General features: G+C 69.9%; 13 protein-coding genes. 8 read left to right on the forward strand and 5 right to left on the reverse strand.

Annotated features, from left to right (window positions below):
* Positions 1-8 precede the first annotated feature (8 nt).
* Positions 9-776: a TetR/AcrR family transcriptional regulator gene (locus tag NRB56_RS24055; RefSeq protein WP_319943448.1), complete on the reverse strand. Its 768-nt coding sequence runs from the start codon at positions 774-776 to the stop codon at positions 9-11.
* A 112-nt stretch (positions 777-888) separates the two neighbouring features.
* Between NRB56_RS24055 and NRB56_RS24060 the strand changes: the two genes are divergently transcribed.
* Positions 889-1,602 (forward strand): DUF4386 domain-containing protein, encoded by a 714-nt coding sequence (locus NRB56_RS24060; RefSeq protein ID WP_153345832.1) that lies wholly within the window; start codon positions 889-891, stop codon positions 1,600-1,602.
* A 12-nt stretch (positions 1,603-1,614) separates the two neighbouring features.
* On the opposite strand, the gene NRB56_RS24065 is transcribed toward NRB56_RS24060, so the two are convergent.
* A complete protein-coding gene (locus NRB56_RS24065; protein WP_319943449.1) occupies positions 1,615-2,250 on the reverse strand; it encodes a TetR/AcrR family transcriptional regulator in 636 nt (211 codons plus the stop codon).
* A 139-nt stretch (positions 2,251-2,389) separates the two neighbouring features.
* Between NRB56_RS24065 and NRB56_RS24070 the strand changes: the two genes are divergently transcribed.
* The 4 genes from NRB56_RS24070 (at position 2,390) to NRB56_RS24085 (ending at position 8,203) form a co-directional block, all read left to right on the forward strand.
* The gene (locus NRB56_RS24070) at positions 2,390-4,402 is read left to right on the forward strand and encodes a PKD domain-containing protein (protein WP_227838250.1); all 2,013 of its coding nucleotides are present in this window, start codon (positions 2,390-2,392) and stop codon (positions 4,400-4,402) included.
* Between the two features lie 368 nt (positions 4,403-4,770).
* Positions 4,771-5,922 carry a methyltransferase gene (locus tag NRB56_RS24075; RefSeq protein WP_319943450.1) on the forward strand — a complete coding sequence of 384 codons (1,152 nt, stop codon included), beginning with the start codon at positions 4,771-4,773 and terminating at the stop codon, positions 5,920-5,922.
* 94 nt (positions 5,923-6,016) lie between these two features.
* Entirely contained in the window at positions 6,017-6,610 is a 594-nt protein-coding gene (locus NRB56_RS24080) for a hypothetical protein (RefSeq protein WP_153345838.1), read from the forward strand.
* 138 nt (positions 6,611-6,748) lie between these two features.
* Positions 6,749-8,203, forward strand: coding sequence for an NAD(P)/FAD-dependent oxidoreductase (locus NRB56_RS24085; protein ID WP_153345840.1), 1,455 nt, complete (start codon positions 6,749-6,751; stop codon positions 8,201-8,203).
* Between the two features lie 38 nt (positions 8,204-8,241).
* On the opposite strand, the gene NRB56_RS24090 is transcribed toward NRB56_RS24085, so the two are convergent.
* Together NRB56_RS24090 and NRB56_RS24095 are read right to left on the reverse strand one after the other, a co-directional pair.
* Positions 8,242-9,357, reverse strand: a complete 1,116-nt coding sequence (locus NRB56_RS24090; protein WP_153345842.1) for an NADH:flavin oxidoreductase — start codon at positions 9,355-9,357, stop codon at positions 8,242-8,244.
* 108 nt (positions 9,358-9,465) lie between these two features.
* Positions 9,466-10,272 carry an LLM class flavin-dependent oxidoreductase gene (locus NRB56_RS24095; protein WP_153345844.1) on the reverse strand — a complete coding sequence of 269 codons (807 nt, stop codon included), beginning with the start codon at positions 10,270-10,272 and terminating at the stop codon, positions 9,466-9,468.
* Positions 10,273-10,403: 131 nt separating this feature from the next.
* Between NRB56_RS24095 and NRB56_RS24100 the strand changes: the two genes are divergently transcribed.
* A complete protein-coding gene (locus NRB56_RS24100; RefSeq protein ID WP_153345847.1) occupies positions 10,404-11,057 on the forward strand; it encodes a nitroreductase family protein in 654 nt (217 codons plus the stop codon).
* Positions 11,058-11,075: 18 nt separating this feature from the next.
* Here NRB56_RS24100 and NRB56_RS24105 read toward each other — a convergent pair whose 3' ends face one another.
* Positions 11,076-11,510 (reverse strand): VOC family protein, encoded by a 435-nt coding sequence (locus NRB56_RS24105; protein ID WP_153345849.1) that lies wholly within the window; start codon positions 11,508-11,510, stop codon positions 11,076-11,078.
* Between the two features lie 216 nt (positions 11,511-11,726).
* Between NRB56_RS24105 and NRB56_RS24110 the strand changes: the two genes are divergently transcribed.
* Together NRB56_RS24110 and NRB56_RS24115 are read left to right on the forward strand one after the other, a co-directional pair.
* Positions 11,727-12,125, forward strand: a complete 399-nt coding sequence (locus NRB56_RS24110) for a PPOX class F420-dependent oxidoreductase (RefSeq protein WP_153345851.1) — start codon at positions 11,727-11,729, stop codon at positions 12,123-12,125.
* A gap of 105 nt (positions 12,126-12,230) precedes the next feature.
* Positions 12,231-12,680 (forward strand): MarR family winged helix-turn-helix transcriptional regulator, encoded by a 450-nt coding sequence (locus tag NRB56_RS24115; RefSeq protein ID WP_319943451.1) that lies wholly within the window; start codon positions 12,231-12,233, stop codon positions 12,678-12,680.
* Positions 12,681-12,694: the final 14 nt, after the last annotated feature.

Here is a 12,694-nt window from a genome sequence, read left to right on the forward strand (position 1 = left end):
GGAACGGCTCAGCCGGCGGTATGAGAGGCGCTGGGGGCGTGTGACTTCCACCCCCGGCGGTGCAGTCGATCGGCGCCGTCGAGGAGGAGATCGAGCGCGAATTCGAATTCGAACTGCTCGTCGCAGCCCTGGCCGACGGCGCCGAGATCCCCGCCGGTCGCGACCGTCGCGATCGCCAGGATGTGCGGATAGTGGCGGCCGAACTCGGCCATCGCGGCCGCCTGTACCTGTGGGTCGGGCGGCGGCGCCGACTCGTCGCCGGACTCGTCGAACAGTTCCGGGCTGAAACCCCAGATGCGGTTGCCCAGTGCGTGCATCACATGATGGGTCAGATCCGCCGAGAATCCGCCGCCGAGGAACAGCCCGGCCACCGCGTCCATGTACGCGAGGACGATCGGCGTTCGGCGCGTGCGGGTTTCGATCGCCGGCCGCGCCCACGGGTGGCGCAGGACCGTGCGCCGCGCCGACAGCACGTATTGCCGGACGCCGTCGCGCCAGTCCGAATCCGCTGGGGGAGCGGTGAATTCGGTGACGACGAGATCGACCATGCCGTCGAGCAGTTCCTCCTTGTCGGCGACGTGTTTGTACAGGGCCATCGGGACGACCCCGAGATGCTGGGCCAGCCGGCGCATGCTCACCCCGTCCAGGCCGGTCTCGTCGGCGAGCGCCACGGCCGCGCGCAGGACCCGCTCGCGGTTGAGGGGAGTACGCCGGGGACGCTCGGCCTTCCCCGCGGCCGGGCGGCCGGATGTCTGCTCGTCGGCTGGCCGAACCACTCGTGATCCTCTCCGGCGCGGGTCGTCGGACTTGACAGGTGGACAGCGTACACCTTAGCCTTGGCCGCATCGAAGGTGTACGTCGTACACCTCATCTCGCAGAGAGTTCGCCATGGGTACCACCGCACTCGCAGCAGCCCCCCGACCGACCGGAGACACCCTGCGGTACAACGCGTTCGCCGCCGGCGCGCTGTACCTGCTCACGTTTCTCACCTCGATACCCACGCTCGCGCTGTACGAGCCGGTGCTGCATCACACGGATTTCGTGCTCGGCGCGGGAGATTCGGGTGGCGTGCTGTGGGGGACGCTCCTCGAGGTGGTGCTGGCGTTCGCGTGCGCGGGCACCGCCGTCGCCTTGTTCCCGGTGACGCGGCGCTACAGCGAGACGGCGGCCGTCGGATTCGTGGGCACGCGCCTGCTGGAGGCGGGCCTGATCCTCGTCGGGGTCGTGACGCTGTGGTCGATCGTCACGCTGCGGCACGACGGCGGTGCGGATCCGGCCGCGCTGGTCACCGCGGGCCGCGCGCTGGTGGCCGTGCACGACGCGACGTTCCTGTTCGGGCAGAGTCTCATGCCGGTCGCCAACGCTCTGCTGCTGGGGACGGTGCTGTACCGCTCGGGCCTGGTGCCGCGCGTGATTCCGCTGCTCGGACTCGTCGGCGCGCCGCTGCTGCTGGCCTCCGATGTCGCGAGCCTGTTCGGCGCCTACGCGCAGGGTACGCCGATCGCCGCCGTCGCCGCGCTGCCGATCGCGCTGTGGGAGCTGTCGCTCGGAATCTGGTTGCTGGTCAAAGGTTTCCGGCCGATCGCGGCGGAAGCGCACTGATCCGGGCGGAGGTCAGAGACCGGTGCCGCGCTCCAGCAGCAGGTCCCTGACCTCCATCCAGTTCTGCCCGGTGAGGCGGCGGAACGCGGAGATCAGCGAGTCGCCCAGGTCGAAGGCGGGATCGATCAGCCACTGGGCCCGCAGGCCGTCCCAGGTGGCCAGGAACTGCCGCGCGGTCTCGGCCGGATCGAGCCCGGGGTGCGCCAGGCCGTCCCGCTGCCGCGCGGCGATGATCGCGGTCCAGCGGTCGCGCGCCTCGGCGTAGTGCTCGAGGAAGAATTCGCGGGCGGGATGGCCGGGAGTGCCGGCGTGACCCGCCAAAGTCGTGTACAGCAGCGTGATCTCGCGCGGGCCGCCGGTGGCGTACGTGCGCAGCCGGTCCAGATCCAGCGCCGTCAGCCCGGCCGACAGGCGTTCGTCGTCCTCCTCGAAGACCCGGCGCAGCGCCGCCACCAGCAGATGGTCGCGGCTGGGGAAGTGGTAGAGGACCGTCGCCTCGCTGATGCCGGCGCGGGCGGCGGTCTCGGCGGTGGTCACCCCGCCGTGCCCCTTCTCGAGCACGAGGTCGAGGACCGCCCGCGCGATCGTCTGCCGGCGCTCGGCGGTCCTGGCGTAGTTGCCGCGGTTGCGGGCGGGGGCTGTCGACACGCCACCGACTCTACGCATCACCAATTCTGAGTAAAGTCTGGTTTTCGTGCCGATGCTGCGCTTCAATGGGTCCAATCGCACGTCGTACATGTACTTCGAACACATGCATGCTCGAATTTCGACCCCGTCGAGGAGACCCGTGGAGCAGCACCCGATCGATCCGGATTTCGCCGAGCCCTACCTCGACACGGACGAGTGGCGCACGGAACCGGTACCGCACCGGTACGTCCACGGCGGGTTCACCGGCACCGACACACGCTTCTCGCTGTACTTCCCACCGGCCGAGGACTATCAGGGGCGGTTCTTCCAGCACATCACCCCGGTCCCGGACAGCGAGAATCTCGCCCCGCACGCGACCGGCCGGGAGGACAAGATCGGATTCGCGTTCGCCTCCGGCGCGTACTTCGTGGAGACGAACGGGGGCGGCAGCCCCGCGACGCCCGGCGGCGCGACCGATCCGACCGTCACCGCCTACCGCGCGAATGCCGCTGTGGCGCAATACTCCCGGGTCGTGGCGCGGCGGCTGTACGGGGAGCGCCGCGTCTACGGTTACGCGTACGGCGGCAGCGGCGGCGGCTACCGGACCATCGGCGGCGCGGAGAGCACCGCGGGAATGTGGGACGGGTTCGTGCCGTACGTGATCGGCAGTCCGATGGCGATTCCCAACGTGTTCACCGTCCGCATGCACGCCCAGCGGATCCTGCGCGAGCGGCTCGACGGGATCGCCGACGCCGCCGACGCCGGTTCGGACCGGCCGATCGACGACGGCCTCACCGAGGAACAGCGCGCCGCCCTGGCCGAGGTGACCCGGATGGGTTTCCCGACCCGGTCCTGGTTCGGCCACCGCACCATGGGATTCCACGCCTTCGGCACGCTGTATCCGCATGTGCTGCTGGTCGATCCGGCCTACTCGGCGGATTTCTGGAGCACCCCGGGATACGCGGGCGCCGATCCCGCCGCCTCGGTGCACCGCGACCGGGTGCGGCACCGCTGCCGGACCACCGGAGCCCTGACCCGCGCGCAGGCCCGGGCCCGCGGCATCCCCGAGCATCAGGCCGCGGGGACACCGCGCGGTGGCGTCGACGACGCGTTCAAGGGCCCGGCCGGGGACGCGGACGCGATCGTGGCTGTCGACGTGCCCGGCATCTCCGGTTGTGCCCCCGCGCAAGGCGCCGACCTCGTCGTGCGAACGGGTGCGGCGGCGGGCACTCGTGTGACCATCACCGAATTCCACGGCGACACAGCGGTTCTCGATGCACCCGACCACGCCGGTGGGCTGGCCGGGCTCGCACCCGGCGACACCGTCGAGATCGACAACAGCGGCTTCCTCGCCGCCCAGACCTATCACCGGCACCAGGTCCCCGACGCGACCTACGCCGTGTGGGACCAGTTCCGCGCGGCCGACGGCACGCCGCGATACCCGCAACGGCCGCTGCTGCTCGGCCCGCTGTTCACCGCGGCCGCCTCCGGGCACCTGCCGACCGGGCGGTTCACCGGCAAGATGATCGTGGTGGCCTGCCTGCTGGACCGCGAGGCGTTCCCGTGGCAGGCCGACTGGTACCGGGAGCGGGTGCGGGAACACCTCGGCGATCGGACCGACGACCACTTCCGGCTCTGGTACGTCGACCACGCGCTGCACGGCGACGACGAACGCCAGGAGCATCCGACCCGCACCGTCACCTACCTCGGCGTCCTGCATCAGGCGCTGCGGCAGCTCAGCGCGTGGGTCGAAACCGGCCGGCCGCCCGCCGCGACCACGCGATACACCGTCGACGACGGGCAGGTACATGTTCCGGCCAGCGCCGCCGACCGGCTCGGGGTGCAGCCCGTCGTCGCGCTCACCGCCGACGGCGGCGAGCGTGCGGACACGAGAGTGGGCCGGCCGATCCGGTTGCACGCGATCGCCGAAACCCCGCCCGGCGCAGGGCGGATCGTGGATCTCGCCTGGGACTTCGACGGCACCGGAGATTTCACCGAGCACAGCGAATTCGCTTCGGGCACAACGGTGGAGGTCGAGCGGAACCACGTATTCGGAGAGCCTGGAAAATATTTCGTCACCGTCCGGGTCTCCACGCACCCCCACGGCGATCCGGACGACCACTTCGCCCGCGTCGACAACCTCGCCCGCGTCCGCGTCGTGGTCACCGCCTGAACGCGGGCGAAGGGATCGGAGCGCGCCTACGCGACCGGGAGGACGAGCTGGACACCGTCCCGATCGGCCGGCGCCCCCGACCGGTCGGCGGTCGTGCCGAATCGGTCCACCGGCTACGGCCCCGATGTGCGCGTGATCGGGGCGATCCGCCCGAGCAGGGCCCCGGGACAGTCCCGGCCGGGGCACGAACCCGTCGGAGCGTCCGGCGGCGGGGCATCGGGAAATGCTCGGTTCCGGCTCGATCGGTGCCGTCGAGGTCGCGCCGGCGCGCCGATCGGGTAGCGTCTGCGAGCAGTTTTCACCCAGCCTGTGACCGATCAATCCGCTGTCCGAGGCGGCCGCCGGGCGGCCAGTGAGGGGCGAGAACGGTGTCGTATTCCGGGAGCGCGGCCGAATCCGAGGTCCGCGGCGGCGTGAACCTCCGCCGCGAGAAACTGGTCATGAAACTGTTCCAGAGCCGGGTCGGCGGTGCGCTGCTGCGCCGCCTCGCGGATCCGGAGGAGATCGTGCGGGCCGGGACGGCGTTCACCGCGTCGCAGGTGGTCCTCACCGCGGTCGAATTCGGCCTGTTCACCGAGCTGGCGGCCGGGCGGCGCTCCAAGCACGAACTCTGTGAGCGGCTGGGCTGGCATCCCCGGGCGGCCGGCCCGTTCCTCGACGCCCTCGTCGACCTGGGCCTGCTGCGCCGCGGCCGTTCCGGCCGCTACACCAATTCCCGCGCGGCCGCGCTGTTCCTGCGCCCCGCCGGCCCGAACTACGTGGGCGGCCTGCTGGAATTGTCGGGCAAACGGCTGTACACGCTGTGGTCGGGCCTGGGCGATCTGCTGCGCACGGGCATTCCGGAGGCGGGCGAGGAACGCGGCGGCAACGAATTCTTCTCCACGCTCTATCGCGATCCCGCCGCGCTGCGCGATTTCCTCACCGGCATGACGGGCATCGCCACCGGTGAGGCGATGCTGATCGCGGCCCGATTCCCGTGGCGCAGATTCCGGACCTTCGTCGATATCGGATGCGCCCAGGGCGCGCTGCCGGTCCGCCTCGCCCTGACCCACCCGCACCTCACGGGCGCCGGTTACGACCTGGCGGCGGTCGAGCCGATCTTCCGCGAATACGTCGAGTCCTACGATCTCGCCGACCGCCTGCTGTTCATCCCCGGCGACATGTTCCACGAACCGCTGCCCGGCGCCGACGTCGTGTCCTTCGGCCACATCCTGCACGGTTACGGTGAATCCGTCCGCCGCGACCTGCTCGCCAAGGCCTACGCCGCACTCCCGCCCGGCGGCGCGGTCCTCGTCTACGACGCCATGATCGACCCCCGCCGCCGCGACAACCTGCTGAGCCGCCTGTCCAGCCTCAACATCATGCTGGAGATGCGCGGCGGCTTCGAGGCCACCCTCCCCGAATGCGAAACCTGGCTCCGGGACGCCGGTTTCGTCGACATCCGGTCCTGTCACCTGATCGGCCCGACCTCGATGATCCACGGCCGCAAACCCGGACCGGATCCCGCCACCCGGCGGTAACCGGCGCCGATCGTGAACCCGGGACGCCACCTCCGGCTTTCGACACCGTCACCGGTGACGGGGGGTGTCGGTCCCCGATGGCAGGATGCCGGGTATGGGTGATTTTTTCGAGCGAATCGTCGATCTCGAGGTGACCGCGGCCGACGCGGGCGCACTGGCCGAGCGAATGGTCGACTGGATGGTGTCGGCGCGGTTGCTGTCGCGGGAGACCTCGGGTGACGCGATGTACAGCCTCCAGGTCGACGAAGGATACCTGCCGGGCCCGGAGTGGGCGCGGATCACCCGTGAATGGGGATCGGACTGGATCCCCGGCCCCGTCGCCGTCATCGTCGGCCGCCACGACCACTACGCCGGCCAAGGTGCCGTCGAACCGTCCGCCGCGGTGTGCCCGCACTGCGGGGCGACCACCGTGATCATCGACTACCCGCAACAGTGGGAGGCCGATCCCGCTGTCTGGCAACCGTTCTCGGACGCGATCGGGGCATGGAAGCACACCGGCGCCGGCGAGGCGGTCTGCCCCTCCTGCGCGACCGCGAGCCCCATCACCGCGTGGAAATGGGCGGACAACTTCGCCCTGGGCGCCCTGGCCTTCGACTTCTGGGGCTGGCCGCCCCTCACCGACGAGTTCGTCACCGAATTCGCCGCCCGGCTGGGGCATCGGATCGAACACCACACCGGCAAGTTCTGAGGCGGCCCTCCCGGATTCGCGACCTACCGGCCGAGTCCGGTCCGCGACCTCGGGTCGTCACCGGCGTGCGGCGAATTCCGCTGTGCGCGCGATGATTCGCGCCCATACTGAGGGCCGGGCATCGAGCGAGGAGGCGCGGTGGACCATGGGGCGCCGATCTGTGTAGTCGGGGCAGGACAGAGCGGTATCCTCACGGCCGCGAAGCTGCACGACCAGGGCTACCGCAATGTCGAGATCCTCGAGGCGTCGCCGGAACTCGGCGGACTGTGCCGGACGGCCGAGGTCGACGGTGAAATCTACGATTTCCAAGCGCATCTCATCGTGCAACAGGATTTCGGCGCGGACATGGCCGACACCGCCATCCACGACGTGATCACCAGGCACCCCGTCCCCACCCAGCCCGAGATCCTGCACTTCGTCGCCCGGTCGCCGTCCGGCGAACCGGAACCGGCCGTCCCGCCGCACTTCGTCCCGCTCCTGTCCACCCTCACCGCGGAGCAGGCCGCCGACCAACTGGCCCAGGCGTGGACCATCATCGAACGAGCGCGCCGGGAGCGGACCGGAGCGGGCATACGCGGCTTGGCGTTCGACCGGATCCCCGGCGAGACCTGGGAGAGCTACCGCGCCCGGCACGCGCCGCTCGTCGGTGAGATCCTCCAGGGCCTGGTGCTGTACGCCAACATGCGCCGCCCGCGCCAGCCCGCCGAGACCGTCGTGAACATCAACGCGCACATCAACGGCCACGTCTCGCAACTGGCCAAGATGATGCTGCGCTTGTATCCCGCGGACCGCGAGGCCCTGCTGCGACGCATGCCGCCGTCGCTGGTGGCGCAGATCGGCTCCCGCCGCCCGGTCAGTCTCGGCTTCCCGCAGGGATTCCGCAGCCTGCTGCGGCGCGTCGCCGACGACCTGCGACTCGACATCGCCCTGCGCTCGACCGTGACCCGGATCGAACCCGTTGGGCCCGAGGCGATCCGGGTCACCTGGCGCGCGGACGGCCGCGAGCGCGAACGGATCTATGCCCGCGTCGTCATGACCGGCCGCCCGTCCCAGATCCGGGATGTGTTCCCCACCGGCGATATCCACGACCTCTTCGCCGAACGCCACTGCCCGCGCGCCTGGACCCGCAGCTACCTGATCCGGGCGGGCGTGGAACCGATCGCCTTCCCCCGCCGACCCGATTCCCCTGAGCCACTGGGCTTCTGGGTGATCGACCCCTACGGCAGCTACACCGACACCGATCCCGGTCAAGCGCTACACCGCATCACCGCGGCCAACAAACAACACCCCGGCCGGAACTGGGTGTGCTTCAGCAACTCCGACACCTCGATCACCGACGCCGAAGCCTGGGCCATCGCCGCGGACACCCTGTTCCTGTTCCGCGAACCGGAACTCCTCGCCGAGACCATCGCCGAATGGCCCGCCTACCCCAGTGCGGAAGCCCTGCGCGAGGGCTGGTTCGACCGGGTCGAAGCCATCCAGGGCCGCGACGGCCTCTATTTCGTCGGCGAAATCCTCTCCGGCCCCACCATCGAATGCATCAGCTCCTTCGTCCGCGACACCATCCCCACCTGGTTCCCCGCTCTGCACTAGGCATGCGCCGTCCTTCGCCCGGCACGGATCGGCGGTGCCTACCGGGGGGCGACGCGGAACGGGGTGATGTCGGCGAGGCGGCCGGTGCGGAACTTGTCGACCCATTGCGGGTCGGCGAGCAGTGCGCGGCCGAGGGCGACGATGTCGAATTCGCCGCGTTCGAACTGTTCCCGCAGGATGCGGAAGCGGTCGGCCTGGCTCTCGTCGATGCGGTCGCCGCGGAAGACGCTGTCCACCCCGACCGAGCCCACGGTGATCACCGGCAGGCCGGTGATCTTCTTGGTCCAGCCGGCGAGGCTGGAATCGGTTGCGTGGTCGGTGAATTCGGGCAGCCAGTGCCGTCGCAGCGAGGTGTGGAAGATGTCGACGCCGGCGTCGGCCAGCGGCATCAGCAATTGTTCGAGTTCGCTGGGGGATTCGGCGATCCGGGCGGTGTAGTCGACACCCTTCCACTGCGAGAAGCGGTAGATGATCGGGAAATCGGGGCCGACCGCCGCACGCACCGCGGCGACCACCCGCGCCGGGAACGCGGCCCGGTCGCGCGCCGCGCCGTTGTATCGGTCCGAACGCTGATTCGTTGCGGCCCATAAGAACTGGTCGAGGAGGTAGCCGTGGGCACCGTGCAATTCGATTCCGTCGAAGCCCAATTGCCGTGCCAGGACGGCGGATTCGACATACGAGTCGACGAGCGCTGCCAGATCGGCGGTGGTGAGCGGGCGTCCGACCGCCTGCCCGGCGTGGTCGACACCGGACGGGCTCACCGACGGCGTCCCGGGCTCGAAGGCGGGTTCATCGCCTCGGGCCACCCCCAGATGCCACAGCTGCGGCACGATGGCGGCGCCCTCGGCGTGGACGGCGTCGACCACGGCACGCCAACCGGCAGCACTGTCCTCGCCGTAGAAGCGCGGCACCTCAGCGGAGGGCCCGGCCGCCGGACCGCGGATGTAGGTGCCCTCGGTGATGATCAGGCCTACTCCGCCGGCGGCCCGCGCGCGGTAATAGCCGACGTTCTCGTCGTTCGGGATCCCTTCCGGTGACTTGCCCCGCGTCATGGGAGCCATCGCGAATCGGTTGCGCAGTCGCAGGGATCCCACCCGGAACTCGCCGAACAAACCATCGAGGGTCACCAGCGAACCGATCGAATCGTATGACATGGAACACGTCCCTTTCCGCGCTGAGCCTCGGCCGCAAACCCCTGTCGCAACAACGCCGGTGATCACGGCATTCCCGGGATCGGACGGCCGTCGGCCCGGCGAGGTCGGTCAACGTCCGGCGAGCTCGGCGACCACCGGAGCGAACCGTTCGGCGAAGTCGGCGCCGAAGACGAAGTAGGAGAAGCCGATCTCCTCCCGCCGCCGCTGGATCTCCTCGGCGGCGGCCGCCGGGTCGTCCGGGAGCACGGTCAGCGCGTCCGCGGCGCGCAGTGCGGCCGGGTCGGTGTCCGGAGGCGCCATGTAGGGTGCGACGGCGTCACCGATGACCGGCACCGCGAGCGCGAGTTCGACGTTTCCGGTGGTCCGGAAGTCGCGCGTCAAGAGCTCGACCTCGCCCCGCGGCTGATCGCCCAGCGCCAACGTGACCGTGTCCGCGACCTCGGCCGCCAGCGCCCGGGCCTTGGGCCCGAACACGGCCATCGCCACGGGCGTGTGCCGATCGGGACCGTCGAGTTCACGCAGCCGCTCGACGGTCTCCCGCAGCTGCGCCAGCCGCCCATTCGGCGGCGGCACGCCGGGAATTCCCTTGTCGCGCAGCTCATCCTCGATTCCCGGCCGGCCGGTGCCGAGGCCCATCTCGAAGCGGCCGCCGGTGAGCAGCGACAGCGAGTGCGCCTCCCACGCGGTCAGCCACGCCGGACGCAGGGGCGAGGCGTACACCCAGGTCCCCACCCGCAGGTCGGTGCGCGCCGCGACGGTGGCCAGCATGGGTCCGGGCGCCGGCTGGGTCAGCGGAAAATCGGGCACCAACAGCGTCGAGTACCCGCTGTCGGCGATCCGGCGGGCCCGGTCGAGCCATGCCGGCACATCGGTGCGCAGCGGGGCGACAACCCCGAATCGAAACGGCTTCGTCATGCCGGTACTCCTGCCTGTCGTCGGTTCCGGAGATATCGACCGCGGATCGACCCGGAATTCATCGGTGCGGCCGCCCGGCCATACTGGACCCTCGAGGTTGTTCGACGGTGGCAGCCCGGAGAGGACGAGGAATGACAGTCGGGAACGCGCTGAATCTGTCCGTCGACGACGTGTTGACCACCACCCGTTCGGTGCGTAAGCGGCTGGACCTCGAGCGCCCGGTGCCGCGCGAGGTGCTGCTGGAGTGTCTCGATCTGGCGCTGCAGGCGCCGTCGGGTTCGAATTCCCAAGGGTGGCAGTGGGTTTTCGTCGAGGACGCCGAGCGCAAGAAGGCACTGGCCGACATCTACCGGACCTACGCCACCCCGTACCTCGACGCGCCGAAGCCCGAATTCGGCGACGAGCGCGACCTGAGCCGCCCCCGCGTGCAGGACTCGGCCAGGTACCTCAACGACCACCTCCACGAGGTCCCGGTGATGCTGATCCCGTGCCTGAAGGGCCGGGCGGAGAACACCCCCGGTGTGTCGAGCGCGGGTTTCTGGGGCTCGCTGCTGCCGGCGGTCTGGAGCTTCATGCTGGCGTTGCGTTCGCGCGGACTGGGCTCGGCGTGGACGACCCTCCATCTCGTCGGCGACGGCGAGAAGCGGGCCGCCGACCTGCTCGGCATCCCGTTCGACAAGTACAGCCAGGGCGGATTGTTCCCGATCGCCTACACCCAGGGCACCGACTTCCGCCCGGCGAAACGCCTCCCGGCCGACCAGCTCACCCACTGGAACAGCTGGTAGGCCCGCAGCGGCCGCTGTTCAGCCGAGTTCCTCGACCAGCCCGATGATGACGCCGGCAGGGCCCCGGACGTAGCCGTACCGGCAGACATCCTCGTATCGGGCGACCGCGCCCACCAGTTCGGCGCCGTGGGCGCGCAGCCGGCGCAGGACGTCGTCGACATCATCGACGACGAAGGTCAGGCGCGGCACGCCCGGCGCGTTCACCGGTGCGTTCGGCGCCGCGGCCTGGGCCGGGGAGCGGAACGTCGAGAGTTCGACCCGGCCATGGCCGTCCGGGGTCCGCACGACGACCATGTCGGCCAGGACGCCGTCCAGTGCGAGGAGTTCGTCGGCCCACGGCCCCCCGACGGTCGCCTCACCCTCCACCTCCAGACCCAGCTCGACGAAGAACGCGACCGCCGCCGCGAGATCCTCGACCACGATGCCGGTGTGATCCAAGCGACGGACCGTCATGAAGTCTCCTCGAGATCGGTTACCGCCCCATTCTGTCCCGGACGAGCCGGGGCTGTAGTGGCTGTCCCGCCTGACCGCTTGTGCGCATTGCTGATTCGAGCGCGAACCGGAGATGGAGGGCGAAATCTAGCAACGCTAGACAATATAGCGACTTGGTGCTACCGTCATTACAGCTTCTAGCAACGCTAGATCTGGGACGGAACGAGGAGAACCGACATGACCTTCACCAGCAACGAGCAGCAGTTTCTCGCGGAGGCCGGGATCGGGCGGCTGGCCACGGTGTCGCCCGACGGTGTCGTGCAGAACAACCCGACCAGCTACCGGGTGAACGCCGACGGCACGATCGACATCGGCGGTATGCGGATGCGCGCCAGCCGGAAGTACCGGAACGTCGAGGCGGGCAGCCGGGTGTCGTTCGTCGTCGATCAGCAGGTTTCGTTGGAGCCGTACGTGATTCGCGGCATCGAGGTGCGCGGCACGGCCGAGGCGCTCGACGACCAGGAGCCGCCGTTCCCGCCGCAGGAGCGCGCAGTCATCCGCATCCGCCCGGAAAAGGTCATCTCCTGGGGAATCGACGGCGGATCCTTCGACTTCACCAGTCGCGGCGCGAAATAGGCGGCGATCCCCCCGACGACCGGCCACCCAGGCGTTGCCGGTCCCCGATCGCTTCCGCCGCGCTGCGGGACCGGGGGCCGGGGTCCGGTTTGGTTCAATGACGGGGTGACCGCATCCTCCGAGCCCAGCGCGGCATTGCTGCTGTACCTGATCAAGCGGCTCGAACTGGCCACGCGCGCGCAACTCGACGCGGTGCTGAAACCGTCCGGTGTGACCGCGTTGCAGTACACCGCGCTGACCGTGCTGGAACGGCGGCGGACGATGTCGGCGGCGGACCTGGCGCGGGCGTCGTTCGTGCGGGCCCAGTCGACCTCGGATCTGGTCGGGGCGCTGGAGCGGCACGGGCTCATCGAGCGGTCCGCCGATCCGGCCAACCGCCGTCGGCTGCTGATCAGCCTCACGGCAGCGGGTCGTGCTTTTCTGGTCGAATACAACCCGCTGGTGGCCCAATTGGAAGAACGGATGCTTTCCGGCCTCGACGCGGCGGATCGTGATCGGTTCCGGGAGTATCTGATCGCGGGCCGTCGCGCGCTCACCGACGACCTGCGCGCTTGAACATCGCTACGGAT

The organism is Nocardia aurantia, from assembly GCF_009604425.1.
In the GTDB taxonomy this organism is placed as follows: domain Bacteria; phylum Actinomycetota; class Actinomycetes; order Mycobacteriales; family Mycobacteriaceae; genus Nocardia; species Nocardia aurantia.